Source organism: Dermatophilaceae bacterium Soc4.6 (genome assembly GCA_039889245.1).
Taxonomy (GTDB): domain Bacteria; phylum Actinomycetota; class Actinomycetes; order Actinomycetales; family Dermatophilaceae; genus Lapillicoccus.
Genome location: JAZGVH010000002.1, coordinates 2,821,417 through 2,842,777 on the forward strand (window position 1 = coordinate 2,821,417; position 21,361 = coordinate 2,842,777).

23 protein-coding genes and 1 pseudogene are annotated in these 21,361 nt (G+C 73.1%); 14 read left to right on the forward strand and 10 right to left on the reverse strand.

What is annotated here, in order from left to right; all coding sequences use genetic code 11:
* Positions 1–2: 2 nt before the first annotated feature.
* A complete protein-coding gene (locus V3N99_13130) occupies positions 3–1,421 on the reverse strand; it encodes a hypothetical protein (GenBank protein ID MEO3937683.1) in 1,419 nt (472 codons plus the stop codon).
* Positions 1,418–2,086: an ATP-binding cassette domain-containing protein gene (locus tag V3N99_13135; protein MEO3937684.1), complete on the reverse strand. Its 669-nt coding sequence runs from the start codon at positions 2,084–2,086 to the stop codon at positions 1,418–1,420. Before V3N99_13135 ends, V3N99_13130 begins: the two co-directional genes overlap by 4 nt.
* Positions 2,087–2,274: 188 nt before the next feature.
* Between V3N99_13135 and V3N99_13140 the strand changes: the two genes are divergently transcribed.
* Entirely contained in the window at positions 2,275–2,721 is a 447-nt protein-coding gene (locus tag V3N99_13140) for an OsmC family peroxiredoxin (protein ID MEO3937685.1), read from the forward strand.
* Positions 2,722–2,752: 31 nt separating this feature from the next.
* Here V3N99_13140 and V3N99_13145 read toward each other — a convergent pair whose 3' ends face one another.
* A complete protein-coding gene (locus V3N99_13145; GenBank protein MEO3937686.1) occupies positions 2,753–2,875 on the reverse strand; it encodes a hypothetical protein in 123 nt (40 codons plus the stop codon).
* A gap of 23 nt (positions 2,876–2,898) precedes the next feature.
* Here V3N99_13145 and V3N99_13150 point away from each other — a divergent pair, with 23 nt between their 5' ends.
* The 3 genes from V3N99_13150 to V3N99_13160 all read left to right on the forward strand — a co-directional run bounded on the left by V3N99_13150 (position 2,899) and on the right by V3N99_13160 (position 7,274).
* Positions 2,899–5,241, forward strand: coding sequence for a DNA polymerase III subunit gamma and tau (locus V3N99_13150; GenBank protein MEO3937687.1), 2,343 nt, complete (start codon positions 2,899–2,901; stop codon positions 5,239–5,241).
* Positions 5,242–5,407: 166 nt separating this feature from the next.
* Positions 5,408–6,094 carry a lysophospholipid acyltransferase family protein gene (locus V3N99_13155; protein ID MEO3937688.1) on the forward strand — a complete coding sequence of 229 codons (687 nt, stop codon included), beginning with the start codon at positions 5,408–5,410 and terminating at the stop codon, positions 6,092–6,094.
* Positions 6,095–6,158: 64 nt separating this feature from the next.
* Positions 6,159–7,274: a HoxN/HupN/NixA family nickel/cobalt transporter gene (locus V3N99_13160; GenBank protein MEO3937689.1), complete on the forward strand. Its 1,116-nt coding sequence runs from the start codon at positions 6,159–6,161 to the stop codon at positions 7,272–7,274.
* A gap of 77 nt (positions 7,275–7,351) precedes the next feature.
* Here the strand turns inward: V3N99_13160 and V3N99_13165 are convergent, their stop codons facing one another.
* The gene (locus V3N99_13165; protein ID MEO3937690.1) at positions 7,352–8,119 is read right to left on the reverse strand and encodes a hypothetical protein; all 768 of its coding nucleotides are present in this window, start codon (positions 8,117–8,119) and stop codon (positions 7,352–7,354) included.
* 124 nt (positions 8,120–8,243) lie between these two features.
* On the opposite strand from V3N99_13165, the gene ppc reads away from it, so the two are divergent.
* Positions 8,244–11,111: a phosphoenolpyruvate carboxylase gene (ppc, locus tag V3N99_13170; GenBank protein MEO3937691.1), complete on the forward strand. Its 2,868-nt coding sequence runs from the start codon at positions 8,244–8,246 to the stop codon at positions 11,109–11,111.
* Between the two features lie 439 nt (positions 11,112–11,550).
* Here the strand turns inward: ppc and V3N99_13175 are convergent, their stop codons facing one another.
* Positions 11,551–12,243, reverse strand: a complete 693-nt coding sequence (locus V3N99_13175; GenBank protein MEO3937692.1) for a response regulator transcription factor — start codon at positions 12,241–12,243, stop codon at positions 11,551–11,553.
* Positions 12,244–12,499: 256 nt separating this feature from the next.
* Here V3N99_13175 and V3N99_13180 point away from each other — a divergent pair, with 256 nt between their 5' ends.
* From V3N99_13180 to V3N99_13205, 6 genes are all read left to right on the forward strand, one after another.
* Positions 12,500–12,982, forward strand: a complete 483-nt coding sequence (locus V3N99_13180; protein ID MEO3937693.1) for a response regulator — start codon at positions 12,500–12,502, stop codon at positions 12,980–12,982.
* A 24-nt stretch (positions 12,983–13,006) separates the two neighbouring features.
* A complete protein-coding gene (locus tag V3N99_13185) occupies positions 13,007–14,329 on the forward strand; it encodes a GAF domain-containing protein (protein ID MEO3937694.1) in 1,323 nt (440 codons plus the stop codon).
* Positions 14,330–14,348: 19 nt separating this feature from the next.
* Positions 14,349–14,948, forward strand: a complete 600-nt coding sequence (recR, locus tag V3N99_13190; protein ID MEO3937695.1) for a recombination mediator RecR — start codon at positions 14,349–14,351, stop codon at positions 14,946–14,948.
* Complete coding sequence (locus V3N99_13195; GenBank protein MEO3937696.1) at positions 14,941–15,540, forward strand: DUF5063 domain-containing protein; 600 nt, start codon at positions 14,941–14,943, stop codon at positions 15,538–15,540. The genes recR and V3N99_13195 overlap by 8 nt, the downstream gene beginning before the upstream one ends.
* Positions 15,541–15,619: 79 nt before the next feature.
* Positions 15,620–16,915, forward strand: coding sequence for an aspartate kinase (locus tag V3N99_13200; protein MEO3937697.1), 1,296 nt, complete (start codon positions 15,620–15,622; stop codon positions 16,913–16,915).
* Positions 16,912–18,012 carry an aspartate-semialdehyde dehydrogenase gene (locus V3N99_13205; GenBank protein MEO3937698.1) on the forward strand — a complete coding sequence of 367 codons (1,101 nt, stop codon included), beginning with the start codon at positions 16,912–16,914 and terminating at the stop codon, positions 18,010–18,012. Before V3N99_13200 ends, V3N99_13205 begins: the two co-directional genes overlap by 4 nt.
* A gap of 80 nt (positions 18,013–18,092) precedes the next feature.
* Here the strand turns inward: V3N99_13205 and V3N99_13210 are convergent.
* From V3N99_13210 to V3N99_13230, 5 genes and pseudogenes are all read right to left on the reverse strand, one after another.
* Positions 18,093–18,278: pseudogene (locus V3N99_13210) on the reverse strand (DUF2599 domain-containing protein).
* Between the two features lie 15 nt (positions 18,279–18,293).
* Positions 18,294–18,593 (reverse strand): hypothetical protein, encoded by a 300-nt coding sequence (locus V3N99_13215; GenBank protein ID MEO3937699.1) that lies wholly within the window; start codon positions 18,591–18,593, stop codon positions 18,294–18,296.
* Between the two features lie 34 nt (positions 18,594–18,627).
* Positions 18,628–19,125, reverse strand: coding sequence for a hypothetical protein (locus V3N99_13220; GenBank protein MEO3937700.1), 498 nt, complete (start codon positions 19,123–19,125; stop codon positions 18,628–18,630).
* Positions 19,122–19,754 (reverse strand): RNA polymerase sigma factor, encoded by a 633-nt coding sequence (locus tag V3N99_13225; GenBank protein MEO3937701.1) that lies wholly within the window; start codon positions 19,752–19,754, stop codon positions 19,122–19,124. The genes V3N99_13220 and V3N99_13225 overlap by 4 nt, the downstream gene beginning before the upstream one ends.
* Entirely contained in the window at positions 19,654–19,866 is a 213-nt protein-coding gene (locus V3N99_13230; protein ID MEO3937702.1) for a hypothetical protein, read from the reverse strand. Before V3N99_13230 ends, V3N99_13225 begins: the two co-directional genes overlap by 101 nt.
* Positions 19,867–20,118: 252 nt before the next feature.
* Here V3N99_13230 and V3N99_13235 point away from each other — a divergent pair, with 252 nt between their 5' ends.
* The 3 genes from V3N99_13235 to V3N99_13245 are packed head-to-tail and all read left to right on the forward strand — an operon-like array spanning position 20,119 to position 21,268.
* The gene (locus V3N99_13235; GenBank protein ID MEO3937703.1) at positions 20,119–20,649 is read left to right on the forward strand and encodes an Asp23/Gls24 family envelope stress response protein; all 531 of its coding nucleotides are present in this window, start codon (positions 20,119–20,121) and stop codon (positions 20,647–20,649) included.
* A gap of 14 nt (positions 20,650–20,663) precedes the next feature.
* Positions 20,664–20,996, forward strand: a complete 333-nt coding sequence (locus V3N99_13240) for a hypothetical protein (GenBank protein ID MEO3937704.1) — start codon at positions 20,664–20,666, stop codon at positions 20,994–20,996.
* A complete protein-coding gene (locus V3N99_13245) occupies positions 20,993–21,268 on the forward strand; it encodes a hypothetical protein (protein ID MEO3937705.1) in 276 nt (91 codons plus the stop codon). Before V3N99_13240 ends, V3N99_13245 begins: the two co-directional genes overlap by 4 nt.
* Positions 21,269–21,361 lie beyond the last annotated feature (93 nt).

Genomic DNA, 21,361 nt, shown 5'->3' on the forward strand with positions numbered 1-21,361 from the left:
GCTCAGCTCCGGTGGGCGTCGGTGAGGGTCCGCACCCGGCGCAGGCCCCACGTCAGGAGAAGGTAGCCGCCGAGCACCAGCGCGACCGGGGCCTGCGTCCGCAGAGCGCTCGAGGTGAGCATCGCGGTCACCGCCGTGCCGACGACGGCGGGGGACAGCAGCGGCACGGAGTACCACAGCGCGGTCGTGCCGATGCCTCGTCCGGGCGCGAAGACCGCTGCCGGCGGCAGCCCACGGAAGGCGGCCATGAGCTGCCCGCCGAGCAGCGGCGCGACCATGACGACGGCCCACGCGACGCCGAGCGCAGCCACCCCGCCCGACACCGACGCCGCGGCGCCGACGGCGAGCGCCGTGACGGCATACAGGGCGGTCGGCGCGACGAGGTGCGCGAGCGCCTCGGTGCGGGCGCTCAGGCCGATGAGGGGCGGGGTGCCGGCGTTGTCACCCTGCATCCGCAGCCCCTCGCACCACTGCCCGATGCCGAGGTAGCCGACGAGCAGCGCGGCGAGCGCGACGACGCTCGGCACGCCCGGGGTCGCGGCATGCGCCAGCCCGTAGGCCGCCGTGCCCGACAGCACGACCCCCGTCACCAGCGCGCCGGGGGCGCGGCGCAGGCCGAGCACGTCGCGCAGCACGAGGGTGAGCACCGGTCCGTGGGCCCGCAGCCGCGTGCGGCGCGCGCGGGTCGTGGGCGAGGCGACCTCGAGGCGGACGGCGCGCAGGTCGCCCGCCAGGACCCCCCCGCCGATGGTCACCGACCTGGCGGACTGGGCGCGAAGGGCCGGCAGGCGCAGCCCGCGCAGGGCCGGGCCGCCCCGCAGGAACACGTCGAGGCCGGCGAGGGGGTGGACGCCACCGCCGCGGCCGCGGTCGGCCGTGAGGGCGGCGTGCACCTGGCCGTGCAGCCACGCCCCGGTCACCAGCAGGCCGATGACGAGGCCGAGGGCCACGGCGGGCAGGAGCACGACGGGCCCGGTGACCTGGGCGATGGCCAGGCCCGCGCCGACGACGAGACCGGTGAGCAGGCCGCCGACCAGACCTCCGGTCAGGCCCAGGCGCCACCAGCGACGCAGCACCACGTAGCGGTCGAGCGGGCTCGACGCGACGTGGTCGAGATAGGGCAGCTCGGGCACGACCGGGCCGCGCACGGCACCGGCCCGCACCGCGAGGGCGAGCAGGGCGACGACCAGCACGAGCCCGGCGACGAGCCCGCGGCCCCCCGAGAGGTGGTCGGCCATCCACTGGGGGTCGAGAAAGCGGAACAGCTGCTGCGAGGCGGGCACGCCGTAGGCGCCGGCGATGATGACCGCGACGTAGACCACGTAGACGGCGTTGCCCTCGCCCTGGTGCTCCTCGCCGGTGATGACGCGGCGCGCAGCGGCGAGCCTGCGCCGGTCGGTGGTGGCGTCGGCCTCGCTCACGCCGGCTCGATGTCGACGACCCGGTCGGCGATCGCCTCGGTCAGCTCGGGGTCGTGGCAGGCCACGACGAGGGAGGTGCCCTGCTGCTTGCGCCCGACGAGCAGGTGACCGAGCAGGGCCCGCTTGTGGGTGTCGAGGCGCTGCTCGGGCTCGTCGAGCAGCAGGACCTCGCTGGGTCGGCCGAGCACGAGGGCGAGGTGGAAGAGCTGCTGCTGGCCCGACGACAGCTCGTGGGGGAAGCGGTCGTCGAGGTGGTCGATCTCGAGCGAGGCCAGCAGCGCGAGCGCCCGCTCATCGGCACCGTCGCCGCGCCCCCAGGTCGCGTCGACGAGCACGAGGTGGTCGACGAGCGTCAGGTCGCGGTAGGACGTCGGTGCCCCGACGAGGGACGCGAGCGCGCGGCGGCAGGTCGGGTCGCGCTCGTCGACCGTGCGCCCCTGCAGCGTGACCGTGCCGGTCGTCGGCTCGGTCGTGCCCGACAGCAGCCGCATGAGGGTGGTCTTGCCGCTGCCGTTCTCCCCGCGCAGGACGAGGCACTGGCCGGGGGCGACCGAGACGCTGACGGGGGCCAGCAGGGGCAGGTCGTCGACCGACTTGCTCACCCCGGCGGCGACGAGGGTGGGCTCCGGGCCCTTCGGGCGTGCGGCCTTGGGTGACCTGCTCATCGTGGTCCTCTCACCGGCGGCAGTGCTCGCAGTGTGCCATCCGCCGGCCGTGAGCTTCCTGTGAGGCCGGGATCGGCGGCACGTTCCGCGGTGGGCTGCTTCACTGGTGGTGTCCACCCCGACCCCGGTGGTCACCGCAGCCCGCGACGGCAGGTCAGCTCAGGCCACGTCGCGCTCGAGGAGGACCGATGCCCACGCGTACCGCGCACACCCTGTGGACCGGCACGCTCGAGCGGGGGCAGGGCGTCGTCGAGGTCGACTCCGACAGCCCCGACTACGTCACGGTCGCCGGTCGCCTGGCCGACGACGCCGACGGCATGGCCGGCCCCGAGGAGTTCCTCGCCGCCTCCCACTCCTCCTGCTACGCGATCCACCTCGCGTGGATGATCACCCAGGCTGGTGGCACGCCGACCACCCTGGGGGTGCGCGTCGACATCACTCTCGGCTCCGATCCCGAGGGGGGTCTCCGCGTCGTACGCAGTGCCATCACCCTGCGCGGTGGGGCCGAGGGGCTGACCGACGAGCGGTTCCGTGAGCTGGCCGAGGGCGCGCGGAGCGACTGCGTGATCAGCAAGGCCCTCGGCGGCCGGGTCGAGATCACGCTGGACGTCGAGACCGGGTCCGTCACGGTCTGAGTCCTCGCCGACAGGGGGGGCGGGTCACCGCTCAGCCCGGCGCGAGCGTGAGCGCCCTGGTGCGCGCGTCGACCAGGGTGGCCACCCACACCACGAGGGCGGCGACGACGACACGGCCTGCGCTGCCCAGCGCAGGCCGCCCTGGCGGTGTCACCGGAGGCGGTTAGGCTGCGGCAGGTGACCACAGCCCTCTACCGCCGCTACCGGCCCGAGAGCTTCGCCGAGGTCATCGGTCAGGAGCACGTGACCGGTCCGCTGATGCAGGCCCTGCGCAGCGGCCGCATCAACCACGCCTACCTGTTCAGTGGCCCCCGCGGCTGCGGCAAGACGACGAGCGCGCGCATCCTGGCCCGCTGCCTCAACTGCGAGCAGGGGCCGACGCCCACCCCCTGTGGGGTGTGCGACTCGTGCGTGGCGCTCGCCCGCGGCGGGCCGGGCTCGGTCGACGTCATCGAGATCGACGCCGCGAGCCACGGCGGCGTCGACGACGCGCGCGACCTGCGCGAGCGCGCCTCCTACGCTCCGGCGAGCAGCCGCTACAAGGTCTACATCATCGACGAGGCGCACATGGTGACCCCGCAGGGCTTCAACGCCCTGCTCAAGATCGTCGAGGAGCCGCCCGAGCACGTGAAGTTCGTCTTCGCGACGACCGAGCCCGAGAAGGTGATCGGCACCATCCGCTCGCGCACGCACCACTACCCCTTCCGGCTGGTGCCGCCGGCGGCCCTGACGACCTACATGCAGGGCCTGTGCGACCAGGAGGGCGTCACCGTCGCCCACGGCGTGCTCGGTTTCGTGGTGCGCGCCGGCGGCGGGTCGGTGCGCGACTCGCTCTCGGTGCTCGACCAGCTGATCGCCGGGTCGACCGACGAGGGCCTCACCTACGAGATGGCGGCGTCTCTGCTCGGCTTCACCGACGGTGAGCTGATCGACGCCACGGTCGACGCCTTCGCCGCGGGTGACGGGGCGGCCGTCTTCGCCCAGATCGACCGCGTCGTCGAGTCGGGCCACGACCCGCGGCGGTTCGTCGAGGACCTGCTCGAGCGGTTGCGTGACCTCATCGTCGTGGCGGCCGTGCCCGACGGGGCAGGAGCCGTGCTGCGGGGCGTCCCCGAGGGCCAGCTCGACCGGATGCGTGGCCAGGCGGCCCGCTTCGGCAACGGCGGTCTGTCGCGCGCCGCCGACATCGTCAACACCGGGCTCACCGAGATGACCGGCGCCACGGCGCCCCGGCTGCAGCTCGAGCTGATCTGCGCGCGCATCCTGCTGCCTGCTGCCTCGGGTGAGCAGGGGTATGCCGCGCGGCTCGACCGCATCGAGCGTCGCCTCGAGGTCGGGGGGGGCGCGGGGGCGCGCGGATCGGGAGAGCCGCCGCCGCCGCAGTCGCCGCCGCAGTCGCCGCCGCAGTCGCCGCCGCGGCCCGCCGGCGAGACGGGTGAGCCCCAGCGGCGGGCTTCTGCTCCCGAGACCCCTCCGGCGGGCTCAGCCGCCCCGCCCCAGACAGCCGCCCCAGCCACCCCGCCTTCCTCGTCTCCTCCTCCGGATCCTCCGGCTCCTCCGGTCGAGCCGACCGCGGCGGCCGGGCCGCGGGAGACGAGCCTGCACGTGGAGGAGCGCACGAGCTCTCCCGCCCCGGGTCCGGCTGTCGGAGGCCTCGACGTCATGGCGATCCGTCGGGTCTGGCCCGACGTGCTGGCCCGGATCTTCTCGATGCGCCGGGCGACGTGGACCTTCGTCTCGCAGCACGCCCAGGTGCAGGAGTACGACGGGCGCCGTCTCGTGCTCGGGATCGCCACGGTGGGTCTGGCCAACACCTTCCGCCAGGGCAACCACGCCGAGCTGGTGCGTCAGGCTCTCATCGACGAGATCGGCCTCGACGTCGTCGTCGAGGGTGTGCCCGCCAGTGACGTGCCGCCGCCGAGGGAGTTCCCCCTGCCCGCCGACGACGGCGGGCCCTCCCGCGACGAGGGCGGCGCGCGTCATGGTGATCAGGCGGGAGACCGGTCGACGCCCGGCGCCTCGTCCGGTGGGGCGCAGCCGCGCCCTTTTGACCGCTCCCCGAGCGGGGAGAACCCTCCGGCCGACTCGGCACCTCGACCGGTGCCACGTGCCGTCACGCCAGCCGCGGGGGGACCACCGGTGCCCGGCGGCTCCGGCGACGCCCGTCCTGACTGGGGCGCCTCGCCCGCGAGCCCGGGACCCGACTGGGCCTCGGCTCCGTCCTCGGCGCCGAGGCCCGCAGCTCCCGCGCCCGAGGTGTCGGGCCCTACCGGCCTGACCTCCGGTGAGGCGTCGGTCCAGGCTGCAGGTGTGCGCGAGGAGCTGGCCCGGGTGCGTCGCGTGGCCGCCGAACGAGTCTCGGCCGACCCGGGCGCCGGTGGCGAGGCGGTGACGCCGGTGGTGACCCGCGACGAGGACGCCAGCCCCGACGACGAGGACTTCGCCGAGTCGGGCAAGGTCGGGCGCGAGGTCATCGAGCGCGTCCTGGGTGGCCGCTTCCTGGGGGACTTCGAGGACTGACCCAGCGCGTGGGTCCGGGAACCGGGCGTGGGCCCGACCTACTCGCGTTCACCCTCCCGCGTACGCGCCCCACCTGGTGCTCAAGGTGCCACCCCGTGAGCCGTCGCCGCTCGGAGGCGACCTCGGTCGGCGCGGGGGCACCGCTCGGGGCGACTAGGGTCGCCCCATGTTCTACCGGGCTGGCCACCTCGTGCTGAAGCCGCTCACCCACGCCCTGTGGCGCCCCCGCATCACCGGCACCGAGCACGTGCCGCCCACCGGCGGCGTGATCCTGGCCAGCAACCACTTCTCCTTCATCGACTCCTTCACCATCCCCCTCGCTGCCCCCCGGCAGGTGCACTTCCTGGCCAAGGACGACTACTGGGGCGGGTCCGGGCCGGTCGCCGCTGCCCGGCGCGGGTTCATGACGTCGATGGGGGCGATCCCGGTCAACCGGCGCTCGTCACGTGCGGCGCAGGAGTCGCTCGACGCCGCGCTCGAGGTCCTGCGGGCGGGCGGCGCCTTCGGCATCTACCCGGAGGGGACCCGCTCGCGCGACGGCCGTCTCTACCGTGGCCGCACCGGGGTGGCCTTCCTCGCGCTCACCGCCGGCGTCCCGATCGTGCCGGTCGCCCTCTCGGGCACGGCCGACGTGCAGCCGATCGGCTCTCGCCTGCCGCGCCTCGCGCGGCTGGGGGTCGCCTTCGGCCCGGCCATCCACGTCACCGAGCGCTACCAGGGGGTGCCGCAGGGGAAGGCGCGGCGCCAGGTCACCGACGAGGTGATGGCCGCGATCGCCGCGCTGTCGGGCCAGGAGTTCGCCGGCGACTACAACGAGCTGCCATCCGACAGTGGCCCGGCGATCGCGACCTGAGCACCGGAACGGCTCTTGTTGCGACTTGGTTGCAATAAATCGATTGCCTGCTTATGGTCAGCAGGTGACGACGACCACGCCCCGCGAGACGGCGAACCCCCGCACCCGCCGATTCCCGCAGTTCACCGCCGAGGAGCGCCGCAGCCTCACCGGCATGGGCCTCTTCATCCTCCTGCTGCACGTCGTCGGATGGGGCGTCTTCCTCACCCTCATCGTCCCGGCGCAGTACAAGGTCGGCGGCCAGGTGATGGGGGTCGGTCTCGGCCTCACCGCCTACACCCTCGGCATGCGCCACGCCTTCGACGCCGACCACATCGCGGCGATCGACAACACGACCCGCAAGCTGATGGCCGAGGGCAAGCAGCCGATGAGCGTCGGCTTCTGGTTCAGCCTCGGCCACAGCTCGGTCGTCTTCGTCATGGTGCTGCTGCTGGCCGCCGGGGTGAAGGCGCTCGCGGGCGCTCTCGCCGACGACCAGTCGCAGCTGCAGCGGATCACGAGCGTGTGGGGCACCTCGGTCTCGGGGGTCTTCCTCCTGCTGCTCGGCCTGGTCAACCTCATCGCGCTCGTCGGCATCCTCAAGGTCTTCCGCAAGATGCGCCACGGCCACTTCGACGAGGCCGAGCTCGAGCGGCAGCTCGACAACCGGGGGCTGCTGAACCGCATCCTCGGCCGCGTCACCCGCGCCGTGCGCGAGCCGTGGCACATGTACCCCGTGGGGTTCCTCTTCGGGCTCGGCTTCGACACCGTGACCGAGGTCGGCCTCTTCGTCGTCGCCGGGGGCGCCGTGGCGTCGGGTCTGCCGTGGTACGCCATCGTCGTGCTGCCGATCCTCTTCGCCGCCGGCATGTCCCTGCTCGACGCCATCGACGGCAGCTTCATGAAGGTCGCCTACGGCTGGGCCTTCGCCCAGCCGGTGCGCAAGATCTACTACAACATCACCGTCACGGCGCTGTCGGTCGCCGTCGCCCTGGTCATCGGTGGGGTCGAGATCATCGGCCTGCTGGCCGACAAGGCCGGCATCACCACCGGCCCGCTCGCTGCGATCGGCGGTCTCGACCTCGAGCACGTGGGCTACGGCATCGTCGCCCTCTTCGTGCTGACGTGGGCGATCGCGCTGACGGTCTGGAAGGTCGGCCGCGTCGAGGAGCGCTGGTCGGTCGGTCTCGTCGCCGAGTAGTCCCCGCGCGCCCGTGGGGTAGTCAGAGAATCACTCTCCCGTCCCCGGGGGGATTCTCTGACCACCAAGGAGGGCGCTCAGGCGTCGACGAGGTCGGCCAGCGCCGTGAACTCCGCCGTGGTGAGGCGACGCGGCTCACGGCCGGTCGCGGCGTCGTACTCGTCGAGCAGCTGACCGAGCTCGCGCACCCTCAGCCGGGCGTGGGCGAGGGTGTCGCCGCAGTCGGCGCGGCACTCGGCCGCCCCGTCGGAGGCCGCGACCGTGTGGGTGCCCACCAGGGCGGTGAGGGCCCATGCCTGCGCGGCGTCGACGTCGCCGGCCAGCGCCACCAACGCCATCCGTGCCGCGTGCCGGTGCACCTGGGCGTGCGGCCCGGAGCCCGCGGCGTCGAGCCCGGGCAGATAGGCCCTAGCCGTCGTGCGGGCCGCTTCGACGCTCATCTCGATGCCCACCTCGGCGCTGCCCACCCCGGAGCCGGTCACCGCGTCCTGCGCCCGGTCCAGCAGCACCTGCACCCGTGGGCGGGACGCCGGCTCGAGCAGCTGCACGGCGCACCGGGCCTGGCGCAGCCGCAGCCGGGCGGTCAGCTCGGGCGTGTCCTGCGTCGTGCCGAAGAGGCGACCGACCAGCGGCACCAGCAGGTGGCGGTCGCGGTCGCCGAGCTCGTCGTTGACCGTGCGGGCCTCGTGGGCGAGCAGCGGGTGGGTGCAGTCGGGCCGGTCGCTCCACTCCTCTCCCGCGAGAAGCGATACGTACTCCATGACGCACGCCTCGCCGGCGTCGGCGTCGTGCGCCCCCGCGGCGAGCGAGGGCAGCGCGTCGGGGACCAGGTCACGAGGGCTCATGCCTCCATCCTCTCCCAGCTGCTCGTCGCCGGGCGCGGTCGGGCACCGGCCCTCGACACCGGGCCGTGTCCACGACGTGACCCGCGACACACCGGCGTCACACGAGATCGGCACACTGGGCCCCATGACGGCGTCTCAGCCCCCCACCACCCCTCGCTCCCGCGCCACCGAGCAGCTGATCGAGGCCGACCGCCGCGCCCCCGACGTCGCGCAGTTCGCGGGCGGGGTGTCGTCCGACGCGCAGCACGCCGCGCTGCGGGCGTCGGTGCGCCAGCTGGGCGCGCTGCTCGGTGAGGCGCTGACCCGGCACGAGGGCCCCGAGCTGCTCGCCCTCGTCGAGCAGGTGCGGGCGGCGGCGCGCGAGCCCGGCGACGAGGCGCTCGACACTCTCCTGGCCGGGGTCGACGACGCGACCGCCGTGCTCCTGGCGCGCGCCTTCACCGCCTACTTCCAGCTGGTCAACGTCACCGAGCAGTTGCACCGCTGGCAGGAGCTGACCGGCAGCTCGGCCGTCGGCCCGCTGGCGGCGACCGTGGCCCGCATCGGTGACGCGCTCGACGCCGGCACCCTCGAGCGGCAGACGGTGGTCGACGTGCTCGCCCGCGTGGAGTACCGCCCCGTCTTCACCGCCCACCCCACCGAGGCGAGCCGTCGCTCGGTGCTCGACCTGCTGCGCCGCATCGCCGACGTGGTGACCTCGACCGAGGACCCGCGTCGCCCGGCCGCCCAGGCCCCCCGCGACGAGCGTCGCCTCCGCGAGCTGGTCGACCTGCTGTGGCAGACCGACGAGCTGCGTGTGGTGCGGCCCGAGCCCGCCGACGAGGCCCGCACCGCCCTCTACTACCTGCAGTCGATCGCCACCCAGGTCGTGCCCGACCTGCTCGAGGAGCTCGACCGCTGCCTCGCCACGGTGGGCATCGAGCTGCCCGCGACCGCCCGACCGCTGCGCTTCGGCGCCTGGGCGGGCGGCGACCGCGACGGCAACCCGCACGTCACCCCGGCCGTCACCCTCGACGTGCTCGGCCTGCAGCACTCGGCGGGCCTGCGGGTCCTGGTCGAGCAGGTCGAGGACCTGCTGACCGAGATCGGCTCCTCGACCCGGGTGGTCACGGCCTCCGACGCCCTGCTGGCCAGCCTCGACGCAGACGCCCGCTCCCTGCCGATCACGTATGCCGCCATCTGCCGGCTCAACGCCGAGGAGCCTTACCGCCTCAAGCTGAGCTTCGTGCGGGTGCGCCTGCAGCGCACCCGCGACCGGCTGGCGGCGGCCACCGCGCACGAGCCGGGCCGCGACTACCTCGACGTCGACGAGCTGGTGGCCGACCTCGCCCTCGTCCGCGACTCGATGCTCGCCGGCGGCGACGAGCTCACCGGCAACGGCGGCATCCTGCGCCTGCTGCGCTCGGCCGTGGCGACCGGCTTCGGGCTCGCCACGCTCGACATCCGCGAGCACAGCGAGAAGCACCACGAGGCGCTGGCCGAGCTCGTCGACCGCCTCGGCGAGCACGACACTCCGTACGGCGAGCTCGACCGGCCGGCGCGCACCGTCCTGCTCTCGCGCGAGATGGCCGGCCGCCGGCCGCTCGTGGGCGCCGTCGGCGCGGCCCGACACGTGCTGTCACCGGGCACGACGGCCGTCCTCGACCTCTTCGACACCATCCGCGTCGCGCTCGACACCTACGGGCCGCAGGCGGTCGAGACCTACATCGTCTCGATGACGCACGGGGTCGACGACCTCTTTGCGGTCGTCGTCCTCGGACGCGAGGCGGGCCTGGTCGACCCGGGCACCGAGCAGGTGGCGGGGTCGGCCCGCATCGGCTTCGCCCCGCTCTTCGAGACGGTGGCCGAGCTCGAGGCCGCGGGCCCGCTGCTCGACGCGCTGCTGACCGACCCGGCCTACCGTCGGGTCGTCGCGGCCCGCGGCGACGTGCAGGAGATCATGCTCGGCTACTCCGACTCCTCCAAGGACGCCGGCATCGCCGCCTCCCAGTGGCAGATCCACCGCGCACAGCGCGCGCTGCGCGACGTCGCAGCGTCCTACGGCGTGACCCTGCGGCTCTTCCACGGGCGCGGTGGCTCGGTGGGGCGCGGCGGTGGCCCGACGGCCGAAGCGATCCTCAGCCAGCCCTACGGCAGCCTCAGCGGCGCGATCAAGGTGACCGAGCAGGGCGAGGTGATCTCCGACAAGTACACCCTGCCCCAGCTCGGCCGGTGGAACCTCGAGGGGGCGCTTGCCGCCGTGCTCGAGGCCTCGGTCCTGCACCGCGCCTCGCAGCTGCCGCAGGACGTGCTCGACGGCTGGAACGGCACGATGGACGTCGTGGCCGGGGCAGGCCAGACCGCCTACCGGGCGCTCGTGCGCGACCCCGGGCTGGTGCGCTTCTTCGTGGCGTCCACCCCCGTCGACGAGCTGGGCAAGCTCAACATCGGCTCGCGACCCTCGAAGCGGCCGGGGGGCGAGGGGGGTCTCGACGACCTGCGGGCCATCCCGTGGGTCTTCGGGTGGACCCAGTCGCGCATGATCCTGCCGGGGTGGTTCGGGGTCGGCAGCGGCCTCGCGGCGGCCCGCGAGGACGGGCGCGAGGAGACGCTGCGCGAGATGTACGGCTCGTGGGCGTTCTTCCGCACCTTCCTGTCCAACGTCGCGATGACGCTGGCCAAGACCGACCTCGACATCGCCGCCCGCTACGTGCGCACGCTCGTGCCGCAGGAGTCTCAGGGCCTCTTCGAGGTGATCCGGGCCGAGCACGAGCGATCGGTGGCCGAGGTGCTGCGGGTCACCGGCCAGTCGTCCCTGCTCGAGTCGGCGCCGGTGCTGCGCCAGACCCTCGAGCTGCGCGACACCTATCTCGCGCCGCTCCACGCGCTGCAGACGTCGCTGCTGGCCCGGTCGCGGCAGACGCCCCCGGGCGAGGAGCCCGACGCCGACGTGCAGCGGGCGCTGCTGCTGACGGTCAACGGCATCGCCGCCGGGCTGCGCAACACCGGCTGACTCCTCTCGGCCCCGGCACGCAGACGAGCCCCGTCGGCCGACAGTGGGGTTGTCGGTCGACGGGGCTCGTCGGGAGGCAGCGCCCGACCCTGGAGGGGGGTCGTCTCGACACGAGGTCTGCGTGGACGCAGGGTGTGGGCGAGGCCGGTGCCACGCGGGGGGCGGGGGAGCGCCACCCGAGGGCCTGGATGCTGAATCGGCTGTGGGGGAAGGACCGGTCCGGCGGAGGAGAGTATGGAGTTGTCTGACCTGCGGTGCAGGTCGTGTCCACGTCGTGCTGACAGGGTCAAGCATGTCCTGACCACGCGTGAGGCGGTATGGGGCAGTGGTGCCTATTTGCTCTGGTGCGACGGTTGGGCAGGCCCTAGTGCTGCCGTACTACCCGCACCACCCGCACCACCCGTGACTACCGGTGCGACCGGGGCCTTGCCGGGGCTGCTCAGCCGTCGCGGCGAGAGACCAGACCCTGGTTGACGGCGATCGAGAGCGCCTCGAGCTTGGAGTGGGCGCCCAGCTTGGCGCTGAGGTTCGCGATGTGGTTGCGCACGGTGTGCACGCTGACCGTCAGCGCCGTCGCGATCGCCGCATTCGACATCCCCTGCGCGAGCAGGTCGAGGACCTCGCGCTCGCGGTCCGTCAGATCGGACCCGATCGGAGCGGGACCACCGCGGTGCAGACGCGGCAGGATCCGGGCCAGCAGCTCGGGGGAGATGACCGACTCCCCGGCGGCAGCTGCCCGCACTGCTGCAGAGACCTCGTCGACGCTGCGCGACTTCGACAGGAAGCCGTAGGCGCCGGCCTCGATGGCGGCGAGCAGCAGGTGGTCGGGGGCGCTGGCCGTGAGGACGACGATCTTGACCTCGGGTCGCAGCGCGAGCAGGCGGGGGATGGCGGCGATCCCGTCGCCGTCGGGCAGCCGGTGGTCGAGCAGCATCACGTCGGGAGCGGTCGAGACCAGCATCTGGGCGGCCTGCTCGATGGTCGTGGCCACCCCGGTCGTCTCCAGGTCGTCCTCGGAGTCGAGCACGACCGCCAGACTGCCGCCCAGCACCTCGTGGTCGTCGACGACGAGGACCCTCACGGTCACGGGCGTGGGGTCACCCGGCCCGTCGTCGGGAGGTGAAGCGGTCACGGGGCTCCTGTTCTGGACGGGAGTCCACGCCTGGAGGCGTCGATGCTGACCGGACGCGGGCTCGATGCCGATGCTCCCACAGAATGGACGGTTTTGTGATGGGTTCGACCTCACCCACCTCCGCGTCTCTAGTACCGACGCGTCACTCAGATGGCGCAATGGAGTCATGCTGCGCCCGCAGCGGCTCGCCATACTGAGGTCGTGGGCCTGTCTCGACGGCCCCGACCAGGCCCTGGGGGGCCGGGAAGGTCGTCTCATGGGTCGGATCAGGACCGTCGTCGCCGACGACGACGACGAGATGCGGTCGGCGATCATCGACGTCCTCGAGTCCACCGGCGACTTCGACGTCGTCAGCGCGGTCCCGAGTGGCACGGGTCTGGCCGACCTCGTCCGCGAGACCGGTGCCGACCTCGTCGTCCTCGACGTCCGCATGACCGACGGGGGAGCCGAGGCGGCTCGTCGGCTCCGGGCCCTGGCCGTGCCCCCGGTCGTCGTCGCGGTGTCGGCCCAGGTCGACACCGCCACCGTGAGCGAGCTGCTCCACGCGGGCGCCTCGGCCTATCTCGCCAAGGGCGACCTCAGCGAGCACTTCGTCGACGACCTCATCCGGTGCGTCCGGGGCCACGTCGTGGTGGCGGTGCCGCATGCCCTCGAGGCGCTGCGTCACACGCTGCAGGCCCCTCAGGAACACCAGGCTGAGCTGACCCACCAACCGACGGTGGAGAGTCCGGCTCCCTAGGCCCACGACGGGGTAACGTCAGGTATGGCAACGTCGACCGAGCCGTCGTCAGGCGGGTCCTCTCAGCACGTCGTGGACTTCCTGGAGCCATCGGTCGGGCCCGTGACGGTGGTCGACGGCGCGCAGGCGCGGCTCGCCGGGCTGAGCGCCGCCTACCTGACCCTGATCCACCTCAACCAGGCCGTCATCAGGGCGGTCGACGCGTCCTCGCTCTACGCCGAGACGTGTCGCATCGCGGTCGAGCAGGGAGGCTACGCCGGCGCGTTCGTCGCCGGGGCGAATGCCGCTGGCCGGGTCTCCCTCCTGGCTCGCGAGGGGCGTCTGGGCACGTACATCGAGTCACTGCACATCGTCCTCGACCCCGACGACCCCGACGACCCGCATGGTCGGGGGCCGACGGCGGTCGCCCTGCGGGAGAACCGCTCGTGCTTCAGCTCGGACTTCCTGCACGACGACGCCACCGCACCATGGCACGAGCAGGCGGCGCGCGAGGGCATCCGCGCCTCCGCATCCCTCCCGCTGCGCGAGAACGGCGCCGTCATCGCGGCCCTGACCCTCTACTCCGACCACCCCGGGTCCTTCGACCACGGCGTCGGTGAGCTGTTCGAGCAGGTCGCCGACAACGTCTCGCGCGCCCTCGACGGCTTCGCGGCCACGGCTCGGCTGCAGCGCGAGACGGCCCAGCGACGCGACCTGATGCGTCGTCTCGTGACCGCCCAGGAGACGGAGCGGGCCCGCATCGCGGCCACCATCCACGACGACTCCGTGCAGTCGCTCGCGGCGGTCGAGCTGCGGCTGGGGCTGCTCAAGCGACGGATGCGCGGCACCGCGGCCGACCTGGTGCCGATGCTCGAGCAGGTGAGCCATACGGTGCGGGCGGCGTCCGAGGGTCTGCGCCACCTGCTCGTCGAGCTCGAGCCCCCACCCGACGGGGAGGGATGGGTCGGCGCCGTGCGGGCGACCGCGGAGCAGGTCTTCGAGGACCATCCCGAGGTGGCGTGGTCGGTGACCAGCGCCGACGGGGTCGTGCTGGCCGAGGCCGAGCGCGTGCAGGCCCTGCGGATCGTCAAGGAGGCGCTGGTCAACGTGCGGAAGCACGCGGGCGCCGCCCACGTCGAGGTGCGGGTCGAGGGCGTCGACGGCGGGGTCGAGATCCGGGTGACGGACGACGGTGTGGGTCTGCCCGAGGGGGTCGACCCCGAGCACCTTCCGGCCCGAGCCGCCCACCGAGGGGTGGCGACGATGTCCGACCGGGCCACCGCGACGGGGGGCTGGTGCCGTCTCGAGCGGGTGCCCACGGGCGGCACGCGGCTGCGGTTCTTCGTCCCCTCCGTCCCGGCGGCCTGATCGGGCCTATGGTGGGCGCGTGTACGAAGGCGTGGTCCAGGACCTCATCGACGAGCTCGGGCGGTTGCCCGGGGTCGGTCCCAAGAGCGCGCAGCGCATCGCGTTCCACCTGCTGCAGGCCGACCCGGCCGACGTCACCCGGCTGGCCCAGGTGCTGACCGAGGTCAAGGACAAGGCCCGGTTCTGCGACCGCTGCTTCAACGTGTCGCAGGAGGCGCTGTGCCGCATCTGCCGCGACCCGCGGCGCGACCAGAGCATGATCTGCGTCGTCGAGGAGCCCAAGGACGTCGTGGCCGTCGAGCGCACCCGGGAGTTCCGTGGGCTCTACCACGTGCTCGGTGGAGCCATCTCGCCGATGGACGGCGTCGGGCCGAGCGACCTGCGCATCGCCGAGCTGATGCAGCGCCTGTCCGACGGCGCGGTCACCGAGGTGATCATCGCCACCGACCCCAACATCCAGGGGGAGGCCACGGCCACCTACCTCTCGCGCTTCATGAAGGACCTCGGGCTCGCGGTGACCCGTCCCGCCTCCGGTCTGCCGGTGGGGGGTGACCTCGAGTACGCCGACGAGGTCACGCTGGGCCGGGCCTTCGAGGGACGGAGGGCCGTCGGTGCCTGACTCCCTGCTGCCCGCGGCGTCGTCCGCCGACCTCGACGAGCGCGACGAGCTGCTGCTCCTCGCCGCCGAGTCGGCGCGCGACGCGCAGATCTACCTCAGCACCGTCCGTGAGGTCGCCGCCGGTGCGGCCGCCGACACCGCGATCCCCGTGCTGCTGCTCGCCACGGCCCAGCTGCTGCTGGCGGGCTCGCGGCTCGGAGCGATCCGGGACGTGGTGCCCTCCGAGCGCTTCGAGCCCGACCTCGGTCCCGACCCCGACGTCGAGCCCCTGCGCGACGGCCTGTCCAACCTCCTCGAGGGCCTCGACGACTACGCCGACGTCGTCGACCCGTTCACCGCCGCCGAGCTGACCCGGGGCTCTCTCTCGGGTGACATCGTCGAGGTCTGCGCCGCCCTGCGCCACGGTCTCGAGCACTACGACACCGGGCGTCACGTGGAGGCCCTGTGGTGGTGGCAGTTCAGCTACCTCTCCACCTGGGGCGACCGGGCGGCCAGCTCGCTGCGGGTGCTGCAGTCCGTGCTGTCGCACCTGCGCCTCGACGTCGATGCCGAGACCCTCGCCGACGCCGAGTTCGACGCCCTCCACCCCTGAGGTCGACCCAGGAACCAGGCACCGGACGATGCGTAGCTAGACTCGAGGCCCGCCGTCCGTCCACCAGGAGCTGTGCACGTTGAGCATCGTCGTCCAGAAGTACGGCGGGTCGTCAGTCGCCGATGCCGAGAGCATCAAGCGGGTCGCCCGTCGCATCGTCGAGACCCGCAAGGCCGGCCACAGCGTCTGCGTGGTGGTCTCGGCCATGGGTGACACGACCGACGAGCTGCTCGAGCTGGCCAACCAGGTCACCCCGCTGCCGCCGGGCCGCGAGCTCGACATGCTCCTGACCGCGGGCGAGCGCATCTCGATGGCGCTGGTGGCGATGGCCATCGCCAACCTGGGCCACGAGGCACGCTCGTTCACCGGCTCGCAGGCCGGGGTCATCACCGATGCCGCGCACGGAAGGGCCCGCATCATCGACGTCACCCCGGGGCGCATCCAGACGGCGCTCGAGGCGGGCCACGTCGCCATCGTGGCCGGCTTCCAGGGCGTCAGCATGGACACCAAGGACATCACGACCCTCGGTCGCGGCGGCTCCGACACGACCGCTGTCGCGCTGGCCGCCGCCCTGCACGCCGACGTCTGCGAGATCTACACCGACGTCGACGGCGTCTTCACCGCCGACCCCCGCATCGTGCCCTCGGCCCGCAAGATCGCGGTGATGTCCAACGAGGAGATGCTCGAGATGGCGGCCTGCGGGGCCAAGATCCTGCACCTGCGCTGCGTGGAGTACGCCCGGCGCTTCGACATGCCGATCCACGTGCGCTCCTCGTTCTCGCCCCACGAGGGCACATGGGTCACCGACACCGCCTACACCGGCACGAACCCGCACGCAGCAGAAGGAGAGACCGTGGAAGCCCCGATCATCGCCGGCGTCGCGCACGACCGCAGCGAGGCCAAGATCACCGTCGTCGGCGTCCCCGACCGCGCCGGCATGGCCGCCGAGATCTTCCGCGCCGTCGCTGCCGCCGAGATCAACATCGACATGATCGTGCAGAACGTCTCCGCGACCGAGACGGGCCTGACCGACATCTCCTTCACGCTCCCGCAGACCGACGGCCAGAAGGGCGTGCAGGCCATCACGCGCGTGCAGGAGAAGGTCGGCTTCGCCTCCGTGCTCTATGACGACCACATCGGCAAGCTCTCCCTCGTGGGCGCCGGCATGCGCTCGCACCCGGGGGTCTCGGCCACGCTGTTCCAGGCCCTCGCCGACAGCGGGGTCAACATCGAGATGATCTCGACCTCCGAGATCCGCGTCTCCGTCGTCACCCGCGACGACCAGCTCGACGACGCGGTGCGCGCCGTGCACACCGCCTTCGGCCTCGACTCGGCGTCGGGTGAGGCCGTGGTCTACGGAGGGACCGGACGATGAGCGACAGCCAGAGCAGCAACAGCGACCGTACGGAGCGCCCCACCCTCGCCCTCGTCGGCGCCACCGGCGCCGTCGGCACCGTGATGCGCCAGATCCTGTCGACCCGCGACGACGTGTGGGGCGAGATCCGTCTCGTCGCGTCGGCGCGCTCGGCCGGCAAGCTGCTCGAGGTGCGCGGCGAGCAGGTCGCCGTCCAGGTCCTGTCCGCCGAGGTCTTCGACGGTGTCGACGTCGCGATGTTCGACGTGCCTGACGAGGTCAGTGCGCAGTGGGCACCCGTCGCCGCGGCCAGGGGCGTCGTCGTGGTCGACAACTCCGGCGCCTTCCGGATGGACCCCGACGTGCCGCTCGTCGTGCCCGAGGTCAACCCTCAGGCTGCCCGCGTGCGGCCCAAGGGCATCATCGCCAATCCCAACTGCACCACCCTGACGATGATGGACGCGCTCGGTGCGCTCCACCGGCAGTGGCAGCTGACCGAGCTGGTCGTGGCGTCGTACCAGGCGGCGTCCGGCGCGGGGCAGCCCGGCATCGACCGGCTGCACGACGAGCTCGAGGTCGTTGCCGGTCACCGCGAGCTGGGCTCGCACACCGGTGACGTGCGTGCGGCGATCACCGACGAGCTGGGTGTGGAGTCGCCCTTCCCGGCGCCGCTGGCGCTCAACGTCGTGCCGTGGGCCGGGTCGCTCAGGGACGGCGGCTGGTCGAGCGAGGAGCTGAAGGTGCGCAACGAGTCGCGCAAGATCCTCGGCATCGCCGACCTCAAGGTCTCGGCCACCTGCGTGCGGGTGCCGGTCGTCACCACCCACTCGTTGGCCGTGCACGCCGTCTTCGCCACCGACATCGACGTCGAGGCGGCCCGTCAGGCGCTCGTCGAGGCCCCCAGCGTCGTCGTGCTCGACGACCCCGCAGCGGGTGAGTTCCCTACTCCTGTAGACGTGGTCGGCTCAGACCCGACGTATGTCGGACGGCTGCGCCAGGCCCTCGACTTCCCCAACACCCTCGACCTCTTCGTCTGCGGCGACAACCTGCGCAAGGGTGCCGCCCTCAACACCGCCCAGATCGCCGAGCTCGTGGCCGCAGAGCTGCGCGGCGCCTGACCGCGGCGTCGTCCCCACGACAGCGGGGTGGTCCGTCGCGCCCAGCGGCGACGGATCACCCCCTGGCGTGCGGACGGGCGCTACTCCTCCGCGCCGCCCGGGTTGCACCCGGCGGCGAGCATGTCCTGCGTGCTGACGACCGGGCGCCAGGGCTCGAGGTTCCACGAGGGCTTGCCGGGCGACAGCATCCGGGCGAAGATCCAGTGGCAGGAGAACTGTGCCTCCATCCCCGGGGTGCCCGCTCCGGGAGCGAGGCGCAGCACCTCGCTCCAGGCCTTTGGCTAGAGCGCGTCGGTCGCGCGACCGGCGGCGGTGGGCCGCACCTGGAGGCTGCGGCCGCTGGCCAACGTGACCCAGCGGACGCTCGCGATGTAGGGCGGGGCCACGACGGGCTCGTCGCGTGGGGCGGTCGTGGACGGGGGAGCGGCACTCGGCGAGCTGCCTCCGGGGCGGGGGGTCGCCGGGGCGGGCGGGCTCGAGCCCGGCGTGGACGCGCCGCCCGAGCATCCGGTGAGGAGGGCAGCTGCGAGCACGGCGCTCGCGGCCATCGCCCGGGGGGCTGGTCCCGGCGATGTCGTCACCCACCGGCTGCTCACCCGTGGCTCACATCGTGCCTCACAGCGTGGGGTCGTCCGGCTCCACGTCGACCACCTCGATGTCGACGAACCGGTGGGCCGGGCCGAGCAGGTCGTCGATCGTCCGGGCGACGGCCGGCCTCAGCTGCTCGGTGAGGGCCATCAGTGCCGTGCCGTAGCCGACGACGAGGTCGAGCCGCACGCCGGTGCAGAGGTGGCGACCACCGTCGGCGGGCTCGAGCTCCAGCCTGATCGCGGCCGGAGCGACACCGGCTGCGCCCGAGACCGTGCGCCTCAGGGCGTCGAGCACGACCCGCTCACTCACGGCCAGCCGGTCAGTCGGGCCGAGGTCACCGCCGTCGGGCAGGTCGGCCGCCGTCACCGTGAGCGCTCGTGCTCGCCGCGACGTCTGGCGGAGGGTCTGACGCACCCTCTCCGACGCCTGCGCCCACCCCTCGGCCGGCTCGTCGCGCAGGGCGCCGACTGCTCGGAGCAGCACGGCGTCGCCGCCGCCGGGGTCGTGCTGGGCGTCGGTCATCGCCAGTCCTCCAGGGTGGTGATCAGGCTCTGCCGGGCCCGGGCGAGCTGGCCCCGGACGGCGTCGGGGGTCATCCGCAGGGCGGCCGCTGCCTCGGCCTGGCTGAGACCCTCTACCTGCGTCAGCAGCCAGCAGGCCCGCTGACGCTCGGGCAGGTCGGCCAGGGCATCGGCCAGGGCGCTGCGGAAGAGCGCCTCCTCGGGGGTGCTGCCTGCGCGGTCCTCGACCACGTCGGACTCGTGACGCAGCAGCACCTCGGGGTCGACGGGAGCCGGACGGTGGCGGCGGCGGACGTCCCTGGCCTTGTGGGCGGTGATCCCGAAGAGCCAGGTCGACAGGGCCGACCGCCCGTCCCATCGCTCGACCGAGAGCCAGCCCGCGACGAGGGCCTCCTGCACCACGTCCTGGGCCTCGTCCGCGTCGCGCAGCATCCGGCGGGCGAAGCGCAGGAGCGCCGGTCCGTGGCGCTCGGTGATCACGTCGAAGGCCTGGCGGTCCCCCAGGCCCGCGGCCCGCGCAAGGGCCGCGTCACTGGCCCACTGCGGCGGTCGCCTCGACGCACTGCCCGAAGCCGCACCCGGGGTCTGTTGCCGCCCGGGCGGTGTGCTCGGGGACGAGAGACCGGGCACGCTGCTCCTTGGTGGTGGTCGTCAGCGCCGGGGGGCTGGGGGTGTCCCCGAGGGTAGCCGCCGGGTCTGACGGTGTCTCTCGCCCGGTCGCGATGCCGATGGCCGGGCCCACGAGGGGGGAGGTCGAGGCTGGCCCGACCCGTGACTCAGGTCACACGGACTGGTGCGTGCGGATCGCCGTGGTCACGGCGACCCACTGCTGTCCCTGCAAGTGATGGCAGTGCGTCGCAGATCGAGCGGGACCCAGCAGCTGGCGGGATGTGTGACAGAGCCGGTCGATCGGGGTATCCCGACACCAACAGCCGATCGTCGCCCCGGCGGTCGATGCCCACGGCACCCAACGACACGAAACGGAGCCAACCCCATGACCCAGACAGATACCACCACGAAGAGCACCGAAGGCAGCGCCTCGAGCTCCCCCTCGAGCAGCACCGACGGCTCGACGCCCGGCACCTCCCTCGACGCAGTGGACTCCTCCGCCGCGACCGGTCACGGCACCACCACCATCGCCGACGTCGTCGTCTCGAAGATCGCCGGCATCGCGACCCGCGAGGTCCCCGGCGTGCACTCCCTCGGTGGCGGTGCGGCTCGCGTCGTCGGCCAGCTGCGCGAGCGCATCCCCGGTGGCAAGACGAACCTGTCGCAGGGCGTCGCGGTCGAGGTGGGCCAGCGTCAGGCGGCAGTCGACATCGACATCGTCGCCGACTACGGCGTGGCCATCGCCGACCTGGCCGAAGGCATCCGCGAGAACGTCATCGCGGCCGTCGAGCAGATGACCGGCCTGCAGGTCACCGAGGTCAACATCACGGTGCACGACGTCTACCTCGACGACGACAACGACGACGACGAGACCTCCGTCGACGGCGAGCGCACCTCCTCGGCCCGGGTGCAGTGAGCACCGTGACCCCGGTGGCCCCGTCGACCCCGTCGACCTCAGTGACCCCGCTGCCCGGGTCACGGGCCGACAAGGTCGACGCCGTGGCGCTGGCCGTGCGTCAGGTCCCCGGGGTCGCCGACCTTCACGGGGGCGCCATGGGTGAGGTGGGCACCTACCTCCCGGGGCGCCTGGTCCGGGGGATCCGGCTCCGGCCAGAGGCCACCGAGGTCCACGTCACCCTGCTCTTCGGGGCCCCCGTGCGCGAGACGGCGTCCGCGGTGCGCACGGCGGTGGCGCTGGTCGTCCCCGGTGCGGTCGACGTGGTCGTCGAAGACGTCGAGTCACCCACCTCTGCCTCGACGTGAGCCCTGTGCCGGGAGATGACTCCGACCGCGACTCCCGGCGCCGGGCCAGGCAGGTCGCGCGCGACCTGCACCCCGACCGCGGCGGCGATCCAGACGCCTACGTCGCCGCCATGCAGTTGCTGGCGCATCCCGGTGACGCCCCGACCCCCGTGACGCCGGTGCAGGTCCGGCAGCGTCGCTGGCGACAGCTGCCGAACCGGGCCCGCCGACGGATGCGTGCCTGGCGCCGAGACCGCCGACGGCGCTCCGGCTCGGGCTGGACCCAGCTCTGAGGACTCTGCCTCCCCACCCGGACCCCGCACCCCCTCCTCCCATCCCCTGCTGAACCTCGAACTCCTCGAACCCTCGACCTCTCACCATCGGAG

Excerpts from the sequence above, each read along its gene's own strand:
- V3N99_13135 (MEO3937684.1), bottom strand. The coding sequence starts at position 2,086 with ATGAGCAGGTCACCCAAGGCCGCACGCCCGAAGGGCCCGGAGCCCACC.
- V3N99_13140 (MEO3937685.1), top strand. The coding sequence starts at position 2,275 with ATGCCCACGCGTACCGCGCACACCCTGTGGACCGGCACGCTCGAGCGG.
- V3N99_13155 (MEO3937688.1), top strand. The coding sequence starts at position 5,408 with ATGTTCTACCGGGCTGGCCACCTCGTGCTGAAGCCGCTCACCCACGCC.
- V3N99_13165 (MEO3937690.1), bottom strand. The coding sequence starts at position 8,119 with ATGAGCCCTCGTGACCTGGTCCCCGACGCGCTGCCCTCGCTCGCCGCG.
- ppc (MEO3937691.1), top strand. The coding sequence starts at position 8,244 with ATGACGGCGTCTCAGCCCCCCACCACCCCTCGCTCCCGCGCCACCGAG.
- V3N99_13180 (MEO3937693.1), top strand. The coding sequence starts at position 12,500 with ATGGGTCGGATCAGGACCGTCGTCGCCGACGACGACGACGAGATGCGG.
- V3N99_13185 (MEO3937694.1), top strand. The coding sequence starts at position 13,007 with ATGGCAACGTCGACCGAGCCGTCGTCAGGCGGGTCCTCTCAGCACGTC.
- V3N99_13205 (MEO3937698.1), top strand. The coding sequence starts at position 16,912 with ATGAGCGACAGCCAGAGCAGCAACAGCGACCGTACGGAGCGCCCCACC.
- V3N99_13220 (MEO3937700.1), bottom strand. The coding sequence starts at position 19,125 with ATGACCGACGCCCAGCACGACCCCGGCGGCGGCGACGCCGTGCTGCTC.
- V3N99_13235 (MEO3937703.1), top strand. The coding sequence starts at position 20,119 with ATGACCCAGACAGATACCACCACGAAGAGCACCGAAGGCAGCGCCTCG.